The following is a 21,221-nucleotide window of genomic DNA, read 5'->3' on the forward strand; positions in this document are numbered from 1 at the left end:
TTTGGCAATTAAGGCCAGCGTACTTCAGGGGGGAGCGACATTAAAATGGCCTCTACGTTGCCGCCTGTCATCAGACCAAAACGGGTGCCGCGATCATAGAGAAGATTAAATTCAACATAGCGACCGCGTTTGATTAATTGTGCTTCGCGCTCGCTGTTACTCCATGGGCTAAACATATGCCTGCGTACAAGTTGTGGATAAATGTGCAAAAAGGTCATGCCTACTTTTTGAACAAATGAGAAATCAACATCCCAGTTATCGGTATTTAAGTAATCAAAGAAAATGCCACCGATGCCACGTGGTTCATTGCGATGTTTGAGAAAAAAATACTCATCGCACTCTTTTTTAAATTGGGGGTAATACTCAGGAGAGTATGCATCGCAGGCCTGCTTCAGGGCATGATGAAAATCATCGGTATCTTGGGTATTGGGAAATATCGGTGTTAAATCGGTTCCACCGCCGAACCAGCTTTTGCTCGTGCAGATAAAACGTGTGTTCATATGAACGGCTGGAACATGGGGGGAGCACATATGGGCAACTAGGGAAACACCGGTGGCAAAAAAACGTGGGTCCTCCAGAGCTCCAGGAACTTCCTTACGGAAATTGTCTGTGAATTCACCATGCACAGCAGAAACATTTACGCCTACTTTTTCAAATACCCGCCCTTTCATAACCGCCATGGTTCCACCACCACCGCCTTCACGCTCCCAGTTGGTGCGGGTAAAGCGACCTGAAGGTTGTGAAGATCCCGTGAGTTCATCTTCGATACGTTCAAATTCGGAACAAATATCATTTCGCAATGATTCGAACCATTGCTGTGCGTGTTGTTTTTGTTGATCTAGATTCATAGCGGCGTTTTTAATTGATAAAGAGAGTCTACTAATTGTCTTCTGGTCGGCGGTGATATTTCAAAAAACCATTGATGCAGCTTGGGGTTCCGTGCATCGTCAATAGTGAGCCAATAATGAGTACCATCATCCGTTAGAGCTAGAGCCACGATCTGCTGTTTGGTGGTGGTGTAGGAAACGTATTCAGCTGTCGTTTTCGTTTTAATAACTGGTTTAGAATCCCAAACAGCAATGACTGGAATGGATGAAAGAGTCTGTTCGTATGAAGCAAATGCTGTTTTATCGGAATTGGAAGTGAGTTTGTTAGTTAAATCAATATGACCAATTTTCACAAGATTTGACTTTACATCAATGGTTTTAATATCGTCTAACGTAACATTAAGATTAATGGGTTCAAAATAATCATCTTTACAGCTGGGGATATTGATTTCGCCTTTGACAAGAAAGGCATCCTGACGGTCATGATGGCGAATATAAAAATAATTGAGACCAGAAACATGCTTAATGTTGCGCTGGGCATAACCAATCACTAAATGGTAAAGTGGCTTGCCGTGCGAATACAGGATAATCTGATCACCATACGCGTTACTTGCTTGATTATTTGGTGGAGTGTTATTGGTAAGAAGCCCTAATTTTTCGTGGTCACCCGCAGAGGATGTTTTTTTATCGACGATCGTTAAGGTCGATAAATCAAGGAGCAATTTACGCCGAGACTCAAGCGTAATAGGATAATGCGATGACTCATCTACCCAACCATCCTGTTTAACAACCGTACAGTTACCCTTGGCTGTTTGAATGGAGATACTATCAATGCTTGCCAATTCTTGTTTCAGATGGGGCAAAAACAGTGCCTGTGTAGGCTTGGATTGAATCAGGCTTTCGTAATAGTTTTTGGTAAAGAATGAAAGGCTGACAATAATAATAACGGCTATAATAGCGAGAAATCGTTTCAATGAATTCTCCTTCTAATCACAGTCTTCCTAATGCCTATGATGAAATAAATGATGCACAAGGCAGAGGGGATCATTCCGATTCCAATCCATTTGATAATAAAATAATAGGATTCAATTTCCTCGCGCAAGGCATGATTAACATTTCGGAGTTCTTTGCGGGTTTCCAATAATTTAAAACGGATAGCTTCAATGGTTTGACCTTGCGATGGGGTAATAATAGAAGAGGCATTGTTATTTTTCGTTGCGGCATCCGTAAGCTGCTTTTCAAGGATGATTAAGCTTTGCTGGAGTGATTTTTCTTTTGCAAGGTAAAGCTGTTCAGATTTTTTCTTGATGACGTCAATGGTCGTAAAAGGTCGGGTTTGATTTCCTTTTGAACGCAAATGGATGAGTGAATCACTCCCACCAAACTGATCTATCATGTTTAAGATAAAGAAGGCATTATCAGAGAACGGAATTACAACACGCTGGCCATACATATCCTGTATTTGTGCCCAGAAACGGTCATGAAGCAAATCGATATCGGCAATCACCACTACATGAGTATCTTTAACAGAATGAAGCACATGGGGTGAGCTGGCAGATTCATCCACAGTATTACTCATTCCATGTTCGTTCTTGGGAGGATGGTTAGAAATTCCATTGGGAAAAGCGGTAGATAAGGAACCCAAGATGCGCGCCCCATAAGTATAGCTGATGCCTGAAGGTTTAAAATGCGATAATAATTCTTTAGGTGAAGCGCGTCTAACAATATCGACATTCAGTGGCATGCTTTGTTTGGTGCTAAATAACAAGGGCGCAATGATGGTCGAATGGTTGGCCATTTTTTGGATAAAGCCAGCACTTGCTAATTGAATGCGATTTAAATTAGAAATGGTAACATCGTCGCGCGAAAAATTGTTTTTGGTCAGCGTAGGCCAGGGGAGGTAGGACGTTACTTGTTGGGCTGAGTTATCTTGTGCAACCGCGGTGGCATTTGAAAAATCGCCTACGACCATCGAAGGGTCAATAGCAATTCCCCAGGCGTTAAAGAGAAAATCGATGCCATGGGTGGAATGAGGTACTGCTTTTGGATTAGCGGATTCAATCAGCGGATCATCAAAAATAATAGTTTTTCCCCCCTTAAGGATATATTGGTCGATGTCATAAAGCAATGGATCTGGTAATTGACTTGGCTGGACCATCAACAGGATATCCATGTCGGTTGGCAAATGCTGCATAGTTGCAGGATCAATGAAGGTGAGATGATAGAGATCCTGAATTTGTTGAAATAGTGCCCATGGTTGGAAACGCATGGTTTTTCCCTCTGGAACAAAATTACCTAATGGAATGCTGGTAATAATACCAATGTTTTTCTTTTCTGGATGGATAAAATCATACAAGGTACGACTAATATCATATTCCAGGAATTGTTCTTTTTCGACATCCAGATAGGGGATGGCAACAATATCATCTGTTTGGCTGGCAACAGATAAGCCCAAATAAAGTTTAGTGCCAAAATTATCCAACGGTACGCCTTGAATACCATGTGAAAGAGCCAAATCTTCTTCGGAGGAATAGGGCTTTGGATCAATAAATTCAAGTTTTATTTGACCGTGAGAATGTGATTTATAATCCAGAAGCAACGACCGGATGCGTTTGGCATAACGTTGAATAACAGGATTATGTTCGCCCGCCTCACGCGAGTAAAAAAAGCGGATCGTCAACGGTGATTTCATTTCTTTAAGGAGTGATTGAGAATGCTTTGAGAGCGTAAAAATCTGACCATTACTTAAGTCGATCTTGGCATTCGTAATCCCATAATAACTGATAATATTAACAGCAGACCACGAAATGAAAACAAGGATCGTTACAAACCAGATGCTGTGCTGTTTTAAGAAGAGCATCAATGATTTCATCTATTGTCTCCTCGAATGAAGCATAAGTGTATTTAGATAAAGGCATAGCAGAATGAGAGATGCAAAAAAAACGAGCTGTTGGAAGCTAATTAAACCGCGCGCCATTTCATCCATGTGGGTGATAAAACTAAAATAGGCAACAACATCAAGGAGGTCCTGTGAAAGCCATTTGCTGAAAAAATCCAACACCAGTGGGAAGCTTGTTACTGTAAAGAAAAAACAAGCAGCCAGTGCCAAAATAAAGGCAATGACCTGATTCCGCGTAAGTGAGGAAACCGCCATGGCGATAGCTAAATAACCGCCTGCAATCATAAATGAACCAATATAACCGGTTATGATAATGCTATTATCAGGATTCCCCAAATACTGAACAATCAACCAGAAAGGAAAGGTTAGAGCAATCGCCAACCATAAAAAGCTCAGTGCAGCAACATATTTTGCAATCACTATGCGATACATAGGAACCGGAAGAGCCCATAGCATTTCAAGCGTTCCTTCTTTCCTTTCTTCCGGCCATAAGCGCATACCAATGGCTGGCACAAAAAACATTAGCAACCAGGGAAGCCAAATAAAAAACGATTCCAGGGATGCTTGCTCTCGTTCTAGGAATTGTCCAAGATAAAACGTAAAGATACCTTGGAAAAGCAAAAAAATCATGAGAAACACAAAAGCAAGTGGTGTTTCAAAATAACCGAAAAATTCGCGCTTAGCGATGGTGTAGATGATATTCATCGGGAATCCTTTTTGATAATCATCTTAAAGGCTTCGTCAAAATTGGCAGCGCCTGTTGCGCTGATAATGGCAGCGGGTGAATCATAGGCCGCTATTTCGCCTCGATGAATGATAACCGCTCGGCCTGCCAAAAAATAGGCCTCTTCAAGATTGTGGGTAGAAAAGATAATGGCTTTTTCTTTGCCAAGCTCTTGCAGCAATTTATAGACTTCATCTTTCTGCAAAGGATCCAGCCCATCGGTTGGTTCGTCGAGGATTAATAAGTCGGGGTCATGCAGAATGGCTTGGGCTAACCCCACTCGCCGCTTATACCCTTTGGACAATGTTCTGATGGTGACGTGGCGAACGGAACACAGTTGCAGGGTTTCCAGCACAAATGCAAGACGTTCTTTTTCCTTTGTGCGTGTCATGTGATGAATCCGGGCACTGTATTTTAAGAAATCAAGAACGTTCATGTCGTGATAAAGAGGACAACCTTCTGCCAGGTAGCCTAAATGGGACCTTAACAAAAAAGGATCATCAGAAAACGAAACTCCATTGTAGAAAAAATCCCCCTCAGACGGTAATAAATAGCCTGCAATCATACGAATAGTGGTTGTTTTACCTGCCCCGTTTGGACCGATGAAGGCTAGAATCTGTCCGCGCTCAACATGAAAGCTTACCCGATTGACGGCAGTCAATGAGCCAAAATGTTTTGAAAGCTGGGTGACAGTCAGTAGTGGCTGCATGGGAATCCTCTAATATACCGATGGTAATGGAGGTAAGGAAGCTTGTCTACGAGAAAGTAAGAGAGTGACCCCGTTGGTGGTCGGATCCTGACTCTAACTAAGCTATTTTATCTATGACTTAGATTGTTATCGTCGTTTTTATGCGGTTTGTTTTTCAAGCTCCTTTTCAAGCGCCTAGAAACTTGCTATTCTGTCATCAACAGTCCTGTCTTCGTTTATCCCAAAGGTCCTTCAATGTCGGTGCCACGCCATCTTTATCATTTTCCGCTTTGCCCATTTTCGAGGAAGGTGCGTATCCTGCTGCGAGAAAAGCAATTGTCGTTTGAATTGGTTACAGAAAATGTGTGGGAAAGACGGCCGGAATTTATGCGGATGAACCCTGCAGGTGATTTGCCGGTATTGCTGGAACAAGAAGGGGTCTTGATAAAAGACCATAATGCGATTTGCGAATATCTGCATGAATATTACCAGGATTTAAATTTGCTTGGAAAATCCATAGCCCAACGTGCCGAGGTTCGCAGGGTTATGGGCTGGTTTGACCGGAAATTTTACCACGAAGTTTCAGGCCCTCTCTTGCATGAGAAATATTTTAAATATTTTTATACATCGAGTGCGGAGCCCAATTCTCAGGCAATACGTGCGGCTAAAACAAATTTGTTGGCCCATTTAGACTATATTACCCATCTAATACGTGAAAGACGCTGTCTGGCCGGGGAAAATTTTTCCCTTGCTGATATTGCGGCCGTGAGCCATCTTTCAGTCCTTGATTATCTGGGAGATATCCAGTGGGATGACCATCCTGTGGCCAAGGATTGGTATGCTATCATCAAATCGCGCCCTAGCATGAGGCCTGTGCTTCATGACCGTATTCCGGGCTTTGTACCTCCTGCTCATTATGTTTTGCTTGATTTCTAATGAGTTGATTTCTATGTAATGTATATCCCCAGGGAACCTCTTGTGTAGCCCGGGTTTTGTACATTTGAACCTTTTCAAAATGTTCCCAAGACGCTGAGATAGTGCGTATTTCTTTGCGATCTAACCATCAGATCTATAAGAGTTATTCCAAAAAAGACAAATAAAACGCAATAGAATTATAATATTTTCATGCGTAGTTAATAATAGCTAAATAAATAATGAGTATTATTGAGGGTTGTGAAGGTGATCGGTTATATAGTGAAGAAATATATAATGAATTGCCAGGTTTTATGAGAAAATGGAAATACGGGAGAAGGGAAATGCGTACCGATAAAAGTTTAAATCACGGTTCACGTGAGTTTATTTGTGATAATTCGAATAAAGAATACCGGTGGTCAATCGCCAAAAGAAACAAATCAGTGGTAAACTTATGTAGCAGTTTGTTGGTGTTTGGTATGGCTGTGTTCATGACAGCCAAAAGTATGGCAGCTCCAACAGGAGGCACGATTACCAACGGGTCAGGCACGATCGCCACTCAGGACAATAACACTCATATCACACAAGATACTCAGCGACTTGATATAAACTGGCAAACCTTTTCCACAGGTACAAACGAGTCGGTCAATTTCTCTCAACCTAATGCTGATGCAGTCGCTATTAACCGCGTTATTGGTGGTGTTCCGAGTGAATTAAGAGGCGCACTCAATGCAAACGGCCGTGTGTTCATTTTAAATAATGCAGGTATCACTTTTTATGGAACGTCACAAGTAAACGTAGGCTCATTACTAGCAACGACAGCGATGGATGTAAAAGCCGATGGTGATGTGTATTCGATACAAGGAAAAGGTGAAGGCCAAGTTGTTAACCAAGGTAATATCAACGTCTCTAACGGTGGATTTGCTGTTCTGGCCTCTCCTTCTGTTGAAAATAGTGGGTATATCAAAGCGGATCTTGGTCAAGTTCAATTAGCTTCAACGAATAATGTGACCGTGGATTTAAGAGGGGACAATTTGATCACCTATGGCGTATCAAATGAAAATTTACAGAAAATCGGTGTTGTGAACACCGGAACCCTTCAAGCCCAATCAGGCCAAGTGATGATGACTACAAAACTAGCTTCAGATATAGCTAATGCTGTGGTTAATCTCAGTGGCGTGGTTGATGCTGATGCCTTGGATGCGGACCATAACGGCGGTACGGTTGTGGTTGCATCTGTAGGTGATATCAATTTGAACCAAGTGAATGTTCATGCAGATGGCGGCGTAAGTGGTAATGGTGGTCAAATCACGACAATTGCCAACCATATGAATCATTTCAGCCAAAACGCTGTTTTATCAGCTAAAGGCGGCAGTACGGCGGGCAATGGTGGCACCATTGAAGTAAGCGGCAACAATGTCAAATTGAATGGTACATTCCATGCAGAAGCTCCGCATGGAGTAGGCGGTAAGATTATCCTTGACCCAACAACCATGACAATTAAAAACGGTAGTGGTATAGCAGGAACCAATGATATCTATGAAAATACCATTGAAACATTATCTCAAGCAGGTACTGCAGTAGATATTCAGGCTACGAATCTTGTAACCATGCAAAATTTAGCGGATAACGTCCTCCATGGGGGTAGTGGCAATATCACCTTGGAAGCTACAGGCGCGAGCGGACGTGTTGAATTCCAGGACGTAAATGATAAAATTCAAACCTCAACCGGTAATATTAATATTTATGCGGGTAGTGGCGGCGTGGGTATCGGTAGTTTGCAAACAGGTGGCACTCCTGTTATCAATCCAGGCGATATCACTATTACCACCACAGGTGGCGGTAATATATCGATTAAAAACGTAACGATTGATAATAACTCAACCGCTTACGGAGCGCTTGCTGACGGTATATTGACTATTCGATCAAGTGGTGCAGCTACAGTCAATGGCAATATTAACATCAATCTCGATTTAAACAGTGAAGCTGGAAATTTTGATGTACTGAGCAAAGCCGATATTGAAGCTCATAACGGCGTCACCATCAATGGTTATACAACGATTACAGCATATGGCGAGGGTAACGGCGAAGGACAGCAAGCCAGCGCCAAAAGTATCGTGTTGATTGATTCAGGAGCTAACGGTGGTTTAGGTTCTGTAGACATTACTGGTAATGTTGTGGTTACTTCCGATTTAACATTGGCTTCAGGTGCTGCTTCCTATGAAACCGTAGAAGGTGTCGTTTACCCAGTCAATACGGTATTAGCATCCGCAGATATTATGTCTGCAGGAAATATCTCAGTTGAAGGTAATACCACTGTTCATGCAAGTGGTGATGTTGGAGGAACAAATCCTTATAAGCTGGATGTTGATGCGTTACTGACCATGGATACTAACACTGAAAGTGTCAGCGGTTCACATTCTATTGATATTTCGGGCTATATGGATGTGGAAGCCAGTGCGTATATGGATGGCTATGATGCCCAATATGCCTCTGCAAATGCCGCCATTAACCTTGATGCAACCAAAGATGTAACCGTAGATGGCAACACAACCGTTAAGGCTACCGCCAGTAATGATGCCAGTGATTCAGCTTATAAAGAAAATGCTACCGCCTTTTTCAATATTAATGCAGGCAATGCAGGAGTAGAAGAAAGTGAGATACCTGGTTCAATCGATGTAACGGGTAATATTGATGTTTCGGCCCATGCACTCAGTGGTTCAAGCTCTGAAACTTCTGTGAATCAAACATGGTATGGATATGCTGAAGCCAATATTGATTTCGATGCAACCCAAGATGTCAATGTAACCGGTAATGTGACTATCGACGCTAACGCACTGATGTATGCACAATCAACGGCCTATAATGGCCATGCCGATGCCCAGTTTTCAGTTGAAGCAGGTTATTCAAGCGAGTATGGCAATATCCCAGGAGCAATCTCTATTAATGGTGATGTTGACGTTGAAGCCAACGTGGATATGGGTGCAGACTCTGGCGATGATGCACAAGCATATGCCAATGCGTATGTTAGCTATGATAGCTACGATGGAGACATCAACGTAGAAGGCAATACATCGATTAGCGCTGATGTTACTATGGATTTTAACTCTTATGCGTCGGATGGCACCGCAGATGCAGGTTTTGATTTATATGCAAATAATGGTGATGCCGGTGGATCAATCTTTATTACAGGTGATACCGATGTATCTGCAAACATCGTCATTGATGGAGCCGTTTCAGATGCTGAAGCCTCTGCTTATATTGATGCAGACGCTACTAATGATGTAACCATTAATGGTGACTTAACGGCCATTGCATCGGCTGAGAATGTTGGCTCCGAAGGAGTATACGGATCTGCCGGAGATACTAAAGCAGAATCTAGTATCGATATAGAAGCTGGTCGATTTGGTGGTGAATTCGGTTCTGTGTTAATCAACGGTGAAACCATTGCCACAGCCAATGCCAAAGGGGAAGGCGATTATGCCGGTGGAGTTGATGCCACAGCCTCTGTCGATGTGCATGCGATCAATGATGTAACCATTAATGGTGATGTCACCGCAAATGCTTATGGAAGCAATGTCGCTTGGGATGCAAATGGAGGCGATGTGGAGGCCGATGCTTACTTGAATGTAACAGCAGGTTATGTTGATGGAAGCAGTTCCCAAAATGGGTCCATAGAAATGCACGGTAATATTAACCTACATGCAGAAACATATGCTTCAAATTACACCGCTGCGGATTATAACGATGCTTCTGCATCCGCTGATTTAAGAGCAACCAATACTATTTTATTAGATGGTGACGCTACGATTCATGCCGTGTCAGATGTTTATGCTTCATATGATGCCGATTCAGGCAAGGCGTATGCCGCTCTGAAATTACGTAGTGGCTATGAATTTGAGTCAGGTTATCATTCTGGATCAATCCATGTCATGGGTAATGTGGATGTGAATGCTGATCAACGGCTTGATGCTTATGGATTAGATGAAGCAGAAGGTATGGCTACTGCTGAGGTCGATTATGTTGCTAACGATGGCTCAATTACCATTGATGGCTCTACAACGATCACGGCTAATGAATATATGCCAGGCTCTGATAATGAATCCTATGGAGCTTCAGATGGCGTTGCCAAAGCTACGTTTAATGCTGAAACTACAGGTAAATTTGGCCACGATATCAACCTAAATGGGGATATCACTGCACTCGCCACCACGTATATTACCAGTGGCAATTCGGATGCAAGCGCTTCCGCTTCAATTAATTTTGATGCTGCTGGCGATTTGACTATCAATGGAAAATTAAGTGCAACAGCAACCGCTAGCAATTATGCAAATAATGGTTTAACGCAGGTTAATAGTTATTTGATAAGTAATTCTGATATTAACACGTATGCCAATGCTAAGATTAATTTAGATGCAAATGGCGACGTTGTTGTCAGTGAAGATATGTCTGCCAGCGCCTATGCATATTTAGATGGTTATGAAGTTGGTGATGCTGATGCCGATGCTGAAATTCAGATTGATGCGTATGGTAAAGTTACGGTTGACGGCGCTGTTAATGTGGAAGCCTCTGCCGAAAATGATGGTTATTATGCAGGTACCGCTGAAGCTACGGCTGCCTTTGGTATTGAAACCTATGATGATATCGAAGTCAATGGTAACGTTGATGCTTACGCCTCAGCTTACGGTACAAATGGGTACAGTATCAGTGACGTAGAAGCCTCTGCATCGGTGGATTATAATGGAGGAGGTACGGTTGCAATCAATGGCGAAACAAATCTCTCTGCATATGCCAATATCGATGTGAATCAGCTTGATTTTGCCTCAGCTAACGCTCAATTCTATGCAGTAGCTGGAAATGAAGGCAATGCGGATGCTCAAACAATTATTAACCGAGACTTAAATATTCATTCAGAAATAGATGCAACCGTATCATCTGGCTATATGGCCGGTGAACTCCAAGCATCAAGTTTGGGTTATGTTGCTGCCACAGGTACCGTCTCACTTGATGGAAATAGTAATATTAATAGTGATGTGACTCTGAATGATTCAAACGAAGAAGAAAAATTGGGTAATGAGAAAAACCTGATTGTTTCGGGATCTACAGATGTAAGCGCCTTATCTCAATTGTTTGTTCAAGGTGGTAACGATGGTGCAGGAGAGCTCAATGCTTCTGGATCTGTCAATGTTGATGCAAATGTGAATGTTGACGGCGTTCCAGGCGATCAATTAGCCGTAGCTGTAGCACTCATGGCCGCAGGAGGCAACACCTATCTTGCCAATGATTTCAATGTCAGTGCTACAACCACTACATCCAATGATGCTTATGGAGAGAGTCTAGCCGTAGCCTTATTCGGTGGTGGTGCAGGCATTGTATTGAATTCTAAAATACCCTTCTTCATTGCAGATGTTGTGAATAATGATGCTGAGAATGTGAATGCCGACTACTTTGATGTTGATGTTGATTTAAGCGCCCTGAGTGGATTAGGTTACTTATCCGATGCTGCAGAATTGATGTTGAACGGCAATTTAGAAGTCAAATCGAATTCAATCAAAATGGGATATGATACTTTCACTGAATCGGGTGTAGAACACCACGGATCAGGTGATGCCATTGCAGTGGCTGGGGGCATACTCTATGCAACGGATGATGTTGTTCTTCTGAATGGCAACGCCATTGTTACAGCGGATGCAACGTCGATCGGATCGGCTGGCGAGTTCGCCTGTGAAGGTGGATGTGGCTCGAGTTCCTTTGCTGCGGCGGCTCTCGTGCTTGCTGCTGGAAATTTTGACGAAGAAAATGAAGGTGAAAATGCCGTCATTGCCGGAGATATTATCAGCAGAGCCAATACCCATGGAAATTATGGAGAATCCTTTGATTTAACAGGAGTCTTTGCCGAAAATGATATCTACTTATTCGTTGTTGATCAAGACCCCGAAGCTCAAGCCAATGATTCGCTTGTAAAACAAACCGTTACCGGTTTTGACAGTGGTTATTCTGGAGAGTCGATCTTGATAATACAGCCAGGAAATGAATTGGTTGTGATGGATAGTGATAGTGTCCGCAATCTGCTACAAGAAGGGGATAACAACGCGAAGGAATTAGACGTAACCGATGCTGTCGTTCTGGGCATTACACCAGAGGATTTCTGTGAAGATGTCAATTGCGAGGCAAAATAATGGTATGAAACTTAAATAGAATTGTTATCAAAAGGTTAAGAAAAAACGGGGTGTTAGTGCGACACCCCGTTTTTATTAATAACTTATTAAGAAACTGTGGTACAAATACAACAGTTTTTAGAGATAAAACAACAAATCTTGGAAGGGGAAAAGATTTCCGCTTGCTTAGCGATATAAAGGAAAGCACGATTGAGTATGGGGTTTTTTAAAAGCTATTTTATATACAAGGGGTGCCCATTATGAACATAAATAAAAATTACCGTTTTCTTCTTCCACTTATGGTTACTGCTGCGATGCCATTTGGCGCATTCGCGGCAAATTATTCTGCTGGTGTTATTGATCGTCAAGTGCCGGATGTTGGGGTTCCTAGAGGATCCTCGTTAGATGATGCACAACAGTCACCAGTCAACAAAGAGATTACTCCTAAATCTGTTCAGGATCCTAATGCAAAACTGGCAAAGTTTGACGCGGTTAGCTTTGAAGGTAACACCAAGATTTCTGACCACGTGCTCCAAGAAATAGCTGAGCCCTATCTTCATCGTGTGATCACTAAAGGTGAACTGGCAGAATTAAAATATAAATTGACCAAAGTCTATTATGACAAAGGTTATATCCTCGTTAAAGTAACGACCCCTCCTCAAAAAGTTCAGAATGGTACCCTTAAAGTCAATGTGTATGAAGCTGAGGTTGGTAATGTGATTATTGATGATCCCGACAATGTTGTAAGGCATCGTATCCCTGAGCAAATGGCTAAACGTGTTTCTCCTGGTGAGATTGTCAAAGAAAAAACACTGGAATCGATGATCAGTGATATCAATAGCCTCAATAACGTTGGTGCGACACTTAATCTGCAGCCGGGAAGTGAATTCAAAACAACAGATCTGCATGTTGCATTGCGTCGTGAAAAAGAAGATGTGCAGCGCGTAACCATTGATAATTATGGCTCTGAGTTAACCGGCGATATCGTGGGTACATTGCATCTAGAAAAAAGCAATTTGCTGAAGCTGGGAGAAAGATTCACTGCTGATATTCGTCAATCAAACGAACAGCTTACGAGTGGTAAAATAGGCCTTGAGACTCCTATTGGAATTCGAAATGTGATACTTGAAACATCTTACCTTGCCAGCACGAATGATATTGGTGACAGGCTTGCGGCTCTTGACGCATCAGGTAAAACACATGCCTTTAACGTAGCGCTCTCCAGTGCCTTTGTTGATACGATCCCTCAAAAAATTGTGGGACGCGTTGGATTAGAGTCGCGCGAGCATAAATCATATTTAGCAGGTATACTTGATACCGATGATAACATTGATAGAGTCTATTTAAATACAACCTATTTGGCTCGTCTTGAGAAAACGGTATGGTATGCTTCGGCAACCTTGTCTAAAGGTCTTGATGCATTTGGTGCAAGTTCCAAAGGAGATCCGCTGAATAGCCGTGCGCTTGGTGAGCCTGAAGCGTTGCGTTTTGAACCATTATTATTGGTCAATTATCGTCCATGGGATAACGGTACCTTCAAATTTGTGGGAACGGGTCAGCTTTCTACGAATACATTGCTTTCCTCTGATATGTTTGTGATTGGTGGTTATGGTAATGTGAGAGGTTTTGAGCCAGCTCAGGAATCAGGTGAAAATGGTTACCAAGTGACATTTGAATATGATCATGATTTCCGCGTTCATCCAAAATTATTACTTCGTGCAGGTCCATTCTTTGATATGGCTGGTGTCTTGAACCGTGTTCAAGGTTCGGCGCTTGATGATCATCTTTACAGCGCTGGTTTGGGTGCTGAAGCCAGAGCATCACTGTTTAGATTTGGTGAGACTTTTGCTCGTGTTGATTGGGCCCACCCGCTTGGTGGCTATCATTCAAATGAAGTGGATGACGATAGCTTCTACTTTCAGCTTGGTCAGACATTCTAACCTTGATTTAAATATGTTTGAAAAAGGAGTGGTTAGCCACTCCTTTTTTGTATAAATCCTTTAAGGAATTGGTATGGGATTAACGTTAACACTCACCGATCATGAAATACCTGCATCACCGGCATTTATTGAATTTCTGCATGCCACATTGACAGGTACGGACTACCATGCTGGTGAGTGGTATGCTCAGGAAGAAGAAGGCCTGGCAACCAACGATGGAAGATTTGGTGATATTCAGGAAAAAGCAAAATTTGTGCTTTCCAATGAAGTCGGCAAAAAACTCGTGGTTCGTTCCTACCGGTTTTTTAAAGAAATGTTAACAGGGCGTCCGGAAACCATAAAAAGCATTAGCCGCTTCCGTTTTATTTTTATTGTCGGTATTCCACGAACAGGTGGAACATATTTGACCAAACAGCTTTTTCGTGCTGCGCAAATTGATTATAAGAAAGTTCAGAATGCGTTGGCGCATGATGGGTTTCCGCATTTGGCGACACTTGAATTTAAAAATAAAGCCAACGTCCATACTCATGGGTTGCTGCAGCTTGCCGAATATTTGACGATGGTCGAAATGTATTACACAAAATACGGAAAGCTTGCTTATAAAGGCGGCATTGTGGTGCCAAAGAAGTTTACCAAGGTCGTGTATAATTATCCATTGATTCAAGAATTATGCGAAGCAAATTCTGAGTATATTATTACCCTGCGCCATCCTTTAGGCATGATAGGCTCCGTTTTAGAAAAAAGTGGTGGTATGCCTGAAAATAAAAAGTTTATTATTCGCAGCGCTATTGAACGCTGGGCATATGATGACTGGATCCATTGGGGAGAAGATGAGAAAGTCGTGCAAGATATGGAATATATCGATGTGCTTCTAGGTTATTGGAAAAGGTTCCATTTCAAGATGGCACTGGAAGGTATTCCACGTCATGCAGGTGTAATGCTGGTGCCATTTGGCAAAGAGCCTATGGAACATGCTGTTAAGACGTTATTCCAAAATTTCAATCTCGATTTAGAGCCAGAGCCTTTCAAGGTGGGTGAAATACATTCGTTTGACAACGCAATTAAAGCTAAGGCCGAACGTGTTGTTAATGATGTGACTCATTTTTGGGATAGTCTTGGTTTGACATTTCCGGCGGAAGAATTGGTGCTATAGCACAAAACAACAGGTTCGCTGCGTAAGCGCCTGGTGGAGTCCGCTTGAAAGACTAATTATCCTCAATTAGCGTAGATTTCCTTCGAAGATTCTTGCTGCTTTTCCACGTGTTCTTCCGGTTTTTTCTCGGATTTTATCATCAATCCTTGATTCGTTTAAACCAGATATTAGGGCCACCTGTTCGTTTAATACCAAGAATAGACTAGCCAAATTATTCCGATGATCCGGCTTTAGCGGACGCTTACCATTGCAGAGACATTCCTAAAAAGAAATTTTACATGTGTTGCCCAATAGCTACACCAAAGCAAGTATCACAAGTTCACAACCATAAATTGAAATTACTGCTTGTTTTATAGTTTAATGCAGGATATACAAGCGCCTTCATTATCGTAACGGCGATCAATTTTTGCAGGTATATCTATGGGAATTATGAGGGAAAATGTGCTAAGGAAACTGCATCATGTTCTTGTCATGACGCTGTCGGTAATCCTGGTAATTCAGCCTGTGATTGGCTCTCTTGCCTATGCACAAACTATTATTACACCCGATATAACAGCGCCGATTGCTAACCAGCCTACCGTATCTGAATCGCTCAATCATACACCAGTAGAAAATATTGTTACACCCAATGCGGGGGGAGTTTCCCACAACAAGCTTGGAGAATTACAAGTAGGCAGTGAGGGGTTGATTGTTAATAACTCTGCGAGCTCTGGAGTTTCAACGATTGGTAGCATTGTTGTGGGTAATGGTCACCTATCGACTGGCAATGAAGCACGCATGATCATCAACGAAGTAACGGGAACCAATGCCTCCTCGTTGCAAGGACCGACAGAGATATTGGGTGCGCAAGCGGAGTATGTTGTCGCTAATCCTAATGGGATTAGCTGTAACGGGTGTGGATTCATCCATACACCACGAGTGACGCTAACAACCGGTACGCCATCACTTAATGCTGGAGGTGGCTTAGACCACATCAACGTTGAAAAAGGAACCGTGACGGTGGAAGGTGCTGGTTTAAATGCCAGCCAAACCAGCGCCCTTGATATCCTATCGCGCGCTGCTGATATCCGCGCAGCCATTTATGGTGGCGACAGCATCCATGTAATTGCCGGTCGCAACCAGGTGGATTATAACACACGGGGGATTACCTTATTGCCAGGCTCATCTGCCGATAAGCCAACGGTAGCCGTTGATTCTTCCGAACTGGGTGGCATGTATGCCGGAAAAATCCACCTCATCAGCACCGAAGCTGGGGTGGGGGTGAATACAAGCGGCATCATGGAAGCCAATAATGGCGATTTAGAAATCACCGCTGATGGTGCGATTATGCATGCCGGTACTGCCCACGCAACCGGCAATGTGAACATCACCAGCAATAACGGCTCTATCACCCATACCGGTAAAATAGCAGGCCAATCGGTAAATCTGCATGCACATGGAGCGATGAATGTAGGCGGTACCTATCTCTATGCTGAGGATAATGTAAATGCGCAGTCGGATGATTCCATTACTGTGGATGGCTCTGGTGCACAAACTGGTTTTGCTTATACCACCGCTAACATCATCACCATCAATGCCAGCAAAGATATTATCGTTCATGATGTATCCACCACCGGTCTGGAAGCAGAGTTAAATATGCTCGCCGGAGAAAAGCTAACCGTTACTAACAGCGATCTGCGCGCACAATCCATCGATTGGGAATCAGGAACGGACACACTCATCAATACCAGCACCATCCTTGCCGAAATAATGAACCAAACTGCTTTGGGCGATTGGACCAATAACAACTCCACTATTTCTTCTATCGGTAATATGGATTTAAGTGTGGGTGGCTTATTTACCAATAGCGGTGAACTCTCAACGCTTTCCACCCTTTCCATCAGCGCCTATAACATCCTCAATCAAACTACCGGCATGATCGCTTCCGATGAAGATGCGGATATTCAGGCGACCAACAACCTCACAAACCAAGGCGTAGTCTATGCCACTAACAATCTAGCCCTCCATGTCGGCAATACGCTCCTCAATAACCAAGCCTATATTCTCACAACCATAGGGAACGTAGTACTGGATGGGATTGCTGGCGGTCGCATGGTGTTGCTTAATAACCAAAGCGGCCTGATAGAATCTGCTGGTTCCATGGTACTCAAAGCAGATACCATCATCAACGAACGCGCAGGCGGAACCAATATAACCCAAACCGCAGCCGATACTGATTATTTCGACATACGCTACGGCCACGGCAATGATGATATGCTGGCGCATACCGGCAGCGACAATCAATGGCTGATATTCAACGCCGCACCCTATGAAGACGGCATTAAATTCATGGTGGATAATAACAGCAGCTGGCAAGCCGATCCCAATCTTCCTCCAGGCGTTGCACGGCAAATCATTACCGAATCTGAAAACTTCACCCAAAAAGCCGGAGAGATAATATCAGGCCAAAACCTGACCATCGATAGCGATACGCTTGAACAAAGCACCAGCGCCATCAGCGCCAGCGGCAATGTAGATTTAGGTGATACGAATATCATCAATACCGGCATGAGCTTAAACAGCATCATCCGCTACACCTGCACCACCTCAGGCTGCTTACCCCATCTCTATAATCCCCTGACGGGCGATTATGATTATATAGGCGGTGTGGTTGCACCGATGGATACATTCGACCTCGCTTTTCAATCCGGCCATATCGCAAGCACCATTGAAGCGGGAGGTAATCTTACTGCGGGTGGCACGCTCATCAATAACCTCACGTCTCTGCCCACAAGCGCAGTCGTGATTAATCCTGAGATCGATCAAATCTCAAGCGTCCTGCCCATCACCGGCATCAGCGCCAGTGGTCTATTTGGCCCATCCAGCAATCCCAATTCTCCCTACCTTATCCAAACCAACATTCCATTCGTGAATAACGATAACTATGTAGGCTCCAATTATTTACTCACCCAGCTTGGTTATCAGTTAGAACAACACCTCTTAATACTAGGCGATGCGTTTTTTGAAACGCATCTGATCCGCGAAGAGATGTTGAAAGCTTTAGGAACCCGTTTCCTCATCCCAGGCCTCACCGATGAAACTGCGCAGATGAAGCACCTGTACGACAACGCCCTGTCGGTCAAAGATGATTTAAATCTAAGCGTAGGACTTGCGCCCACGGATTCACAATTATCGCTGCTAAACAAAGATATCATTTGGTTAGTGCAAGAAACCGTAAACGGAAAACAAGTTCTAGTGCCACATCTATATCTAGCCCAAAGCACCGTACAAACGTTCACTAACACCAACACCAACAATGGTTCGATAATTGCCGGCAATAACGTCAATTTCAACGGCACCAGTATTATCAATCAAGGCAGCATCCGTGCTAAACAAAATATGGTGATCACCGCCAGTGGTGCTGTTGTCAATGAAGGCGGAACGTTAGGAGCTGGCAATAACCTATCGATGACAGCAGAATCGATCATCAACAGCGCGTTCATCACCGACAGCCAATACGGCAAGAGCACCTTCCAAACCCTGCAACATCAAGGCACCATCACCGCCGGCAATGATGTAAGCCTAAAAGCAAACAAGGATATCGTTTTCCAAGGCGGTATATTAAACGCTGGCCACAACGCCACCTTAACCTCAACAGGAGGCGACATCATCATCGGCACCGTCGATTTGATCCGCCACACCGAAGGCAAATACCATAAAAGTACTTCCACCAGTGATTCGATCCAGCGCATTGGCTCACAGCTTTCTACCGGTAATGATCTTATCCTGAGTGCGTTGTCTCCAAACGCTAGCATAGATGGTGGTGGCAATATCACCATCAGCGGCAGTGTGCTGGATGCTGGTCATGATATTAGCCTCGATGCCAATAACCTAAACATCACCTCCGCAGCCGATTATTATCACAGCGTGTATGATGGCAAAAGCGGCGGTGGCGGTTTCATGGGTGGTTCATTTATCCATGCTGAAAAGGAACTGCTTACCAACAAGCCTTCCATCCTCACAGCCGGTCACACCATCAACGCCCATGCTGCCGATACCATGTATATCGCAAGCAGTAATCTAACAGCCAATGATGAGATCAACCTCAACGCCAACACACTTTTATTTGGTGCAGAAAAGGATGTCGATTATCTCAGCATCCAGTCATCAAAAGACAACGGCATCATGACCACCATGATTGACCAAGGCCATCATATTGAAACGGTGAAGCAAACCAAACTGCAAGCAGGGACCGTAAACCTCAACGCTAATTCATTCGCCGTGCAGTATGAAGGCCAAAGCGGTGAGACCTTAACCGAATCAGTCGACCGCCTCAAACAAGAACCAGGTCTTGAATGGCTCGGTCAACTCCAGCAACAAAATAACGTCGCCTGGGAAAAGGTCGATCCCGTTTATCAGGAATGGTACCACAAAACCACCGGACTTTCGGCACCTGCCGCTGCGGTGATTGCCATTGCGGTAGCTGCGGCAACGGGTGGTACAGGGGCAGGCTTAATCGGAGCCGTACCTGGAACGATTAGCGCAGGTATAGCGGATGCGGCCTTTAGTACATTAGTCACGCAAGCAAGCATTGCCTTAATTAACAATCATGGCAACATACTCGGTGCGCTTGAGGATATGGGATCGTCGGCTAATTTAAAACAATTAGCGATCAGTGTGGTGAGTGCAGGAATTAGCCAAGCTGCTGTTAACCAATTTGGTTTAACGCAAGCAGCAGGTACCTCGCTTGTTGATAAACTAAACTATAACATCACCACATCCGCCATCAATAATACCGTCAGCAACGTTGTCAATGGCAATGGATTAATACACGGTCTGGGTAATGTATTACTAGGCAGCGTAAGCACTTCCTTAGGTGAACAAGCTACTCAGTATGTTGGCGCCCTATGGGAACTCGGTTACGTAGATCCTGTATCGCATTTGGTATTACACGGCGCTATTGGCTGCGCCACAGGTTTGGGTCTTGGTGGCAAGTGTGGCGCAGGTGCACTAGGTGCTGTGATTGGAGAGGGTGTAGGCGACGCGGCTCATCAAGCTGGTTTCACCTTAGATCAAAGCGCAACCATCGGCCAGTTTAGTGCTTTAGGTGTCGCTTTCTTAAGTGGTGGGGATGCAAGTTCAATACAGATATCTAATGCAACAGCACTACAGGCAATTAATTTCAACTTGCTGTTATCGAAAAGCACCTTTGCAGGTGAGTTCGTTGATAGTGTTGGCAAAGGGATGAATGAAGGCAATGAATTGGTGAATGGGTATCTCGTTGAGATTACTCCGAAATGGATGAAAGATGCCTTAGTTTCTCTCGGAGGTGTTGCAAAGAAAGGAGCAAACTTCACGGTTGAGAAAATGGATGCTGGATTAAGAAATGCTTTGGGTGATGAGCAGATTGATACGTTGTATACGTATGTGGGAGCTAAAAGAGACGCAGCGGGTAACTGGCTTTATGATCAATTTACGCCAGATCAATTGCGTGCTATTATTGGTTTTGGAGCAGTTTATCTTGGTCCAGTATTTGCACCGGAAAAGGCTGTAGTGGGTGCTACAGAGACTGCGGTAAAGTATAGCCCAATCAATCCTGGCCCCCTTCCTAATGCGATTGCTGACACATTTTCAGGTGGTACTTATTCTAAGATTCTTTTAGAAGAACCCGTGTTACTATATAGAGTTTCTGGGGGGAGTGTCGGTGAGATAGGACAATTTTGGACAGACATTCCTCCTGCAGGCCCTTTACAGTCACAAATTGATCTTGCTCTAAAACCAGAATGGGGAAATACTGCTACTCAAGTAACAACTGTTAAAATTCCATCAGGACAGGTAATTTATAAAGGGACTGTTGCATCTCAGGGAGGTGCACAAATTGGGGGAGGGAGTCAAGTGTTTATAAAGAATGTTGATCCTTCTTGGATAATAAAGAACTGAG

10 protein-coding genes are annotated in these 21,221 nt (G+C 43.6%); 5 read left to right on the forward strand and 5 right to left on the reverse strand.

Going from position 1 to position 21,221, the window contains the following annotated elements; translation table 11 throughout:
* Nucleotides 1-8: 8 nt before the first annotated feature.
* From hemF to IPP74_07260, 5 genes are read right to left on the reverse strand one after another with little or no spacing between them, the layout of a single operon-like run.
* Nucleotides 9-848: an oxygen-dependent coproporphyrinogen oxidase gene (gene hemF, locus IPP74_07240; protein MBL0319067.1), complete on the reverse strand. Its 840-nt coding sequence runs from the start codon at nt 846-848 to the stop codon at nt 9-11.
* Entirely contained in the window at nt 845-1,801 is a 957-nt protein-coding gene (locus tag IPP74_07245) for a DUF4340 domain-containing protein (protein MBL0319068.1), read from the reverse strand. The genes hemF and IPP74_07245 overlap by 4 nt, the downstream gene beginning before the upstream one ends.
* On the reverse strand, nt 1,798-3,699 hold the full coding sequence (locus tag IPP74_07250) for a GldG family protein (GenBank protein MBL0319069.1): 1,902 nt from the start codon (nt 3,697-3,699) through the stop codon (nt 1,798-1,800). The genes IPP74_07245 and IPP74_07250 overlap by 4 nt, the downstream gene beginning before the upstream one ends.
* Nucleotides 3,700-4,431, reverse strand: coding sequence for an ABC transporter permease subunit (locus IPP74_07255; GenBank protein MBL0319070.1), 732 nt, complete (start codon nt 4,429-4,431; stop codon nt 3,700-3,702). It abuts the gene before it with no gap.
* A complete protein-coding gene (locus IPP74_07260) occupies nt 4,428-5,159 on the reverse strand; it encodes an ABC transporter ATP-binding protein (protein MBL0319071.1) in 732 nt (243 codons plus the stop codon). The genes IPP74_07255 and IPP74_07260 overlap by 4 nt, the downstream gene beginning before the upstream one ends.
* Nucleotides 5,160-5,393: 234 nt before the next feature.
* On the opposite strand from IPP74_07260, the gene IPP74_07265 reads away from it, so the two are divergent.
* The 5 genes from IPP74_07265 (at nt 5,394) to IPP74_07285 (ending at nt 21,220) form a co-directional block, all read left to right on the forward strand.
* On the forward strand, nt 5,394-6,074 hold the full coding sequence (locus IPP74_07265) for a glutathione S-transferase family protein (protein ID MBL0319072.1): 681 nt from the start codon (nt 5,394-5,396) through the stop codon (nt 6,072-6,074).
* A gap of 320 nt (nt 6,075-6,394) precedes the next feature.
* Complete coding sequence (locus IPP74_07270) at nt 6,395-12,229, forward strand: filamentous hemagglutinin N-terminal domain-containing protein (GenBank protein MBL0319073.1); 5,835 nt, start codon at nt 6,395-6,397, stop codon at nt 12,227-12,229.
* Nucleotides 12,230-12,468: 239 nt separating this feature from the next.
* Nucleotides 12,469-14,148 carry a ShlB/FhaC/HecB family hemolysin secretion/activation protein gene (locus tag IPP74_07275; GenBank protein ID MBL0319074.1) on the forward strand — a complete coding sequence of 560 codons (1,680 nt, stop codon included), beginning with the start codon at nt 12,469-12,471 and terminating at the stop codon, nt 14,146-14,148.
* 73 nt (nt 14,149-14,221) lie between these two features.
* Entirely contained in the window at nt 14,222-15,301 is a 1,080-nt protein-coding gene (locus IPP74_07280) for a hypothetical protein (protein MBL0319075.1), read from the forward strand.
* A 420-nt stretch (nt 15,302-15,721) separates the two neighbouring features.
* Nucleotides 15,722-21,220 (forward strand): DUF637 domain-containing protein, encoded by a 5,499-nt coding sequence (locus IPP74_07285; protein ID MBL0319076.1) that lies wholly within the window; start codon nt 15,722-15,724, stop codon nt 21,218-21,220.
* Nucleotide 21,221: the final 1 nt, after the last annotated feature.

This window comes from Alphaproteobacteria bacterium, from assembly GCA_016722515.1.
Taxonomy (GTDB): Bacteria; Pseudomonadota; Alphaproteobacteria; order Rickettsiales; family JADKJE01; genus JADKJE01.

Coding starts and splice junctions, on each gene's coding strand:
- IPP74_07265 (MBL0319072.1), top strand. CDS start 5,394: ATGTCGGTGCCACGCCATCTTTATCATTTTCCGCTTTGCCCATTTTCG.
- IPP74_07255 (MBL0319070.1), bottom strand. CDS start 4,431: ATGAATATCATCTACACCATCGCTAAGCGCGAATTTTTCGGTTATTTT.
- IPP74_07275 (MBL0319074.1), top strand. CDS start 12,469: ATGAACATAAATAAAAATTACCGTTTTCTTCTTCCACTTATGGTTACT.
- IPP74_07250 (MBL0319069.1), bottom strand. CDS start 3,699: ATGAAATCATTGATGCTCTTCTTAAAACAGCACAGCATCTGGTTTGTA.
- IPP74_07285 (MBL0319076.1), top strand. CDS start 15,722: ATGGGAATTATGAGGGAAAATGTGCTAAGGAAACTGCATCATGTTCTT.
- IPP74_07280 (MBL0319075.1), top strand. CDS start 14,222: ATGGGATTAACGTTAACACTCACCGATCATGAAATACCTGCATCACCG.
- IPP74_07260 (MBL0319071.1), bottom strand. CDS start 5,159: ATGCAGCCACTACTGACTGTCACCCAGCTTTCAAAACATTTTGGCTCA.
- hemF (MBL0319067.1), bottom strand. CDS start 848: ATGAATCTAGATCAACAAAAACAACACGCACAGCAATGGTTCGAATCA.
- IPP74_07270 (MBL0319073.1), top strand. CDS start 6,395: ATGCGTACCGATAAAAGTTTAAATCACGGTTCACGTGAGTTTATTTGT.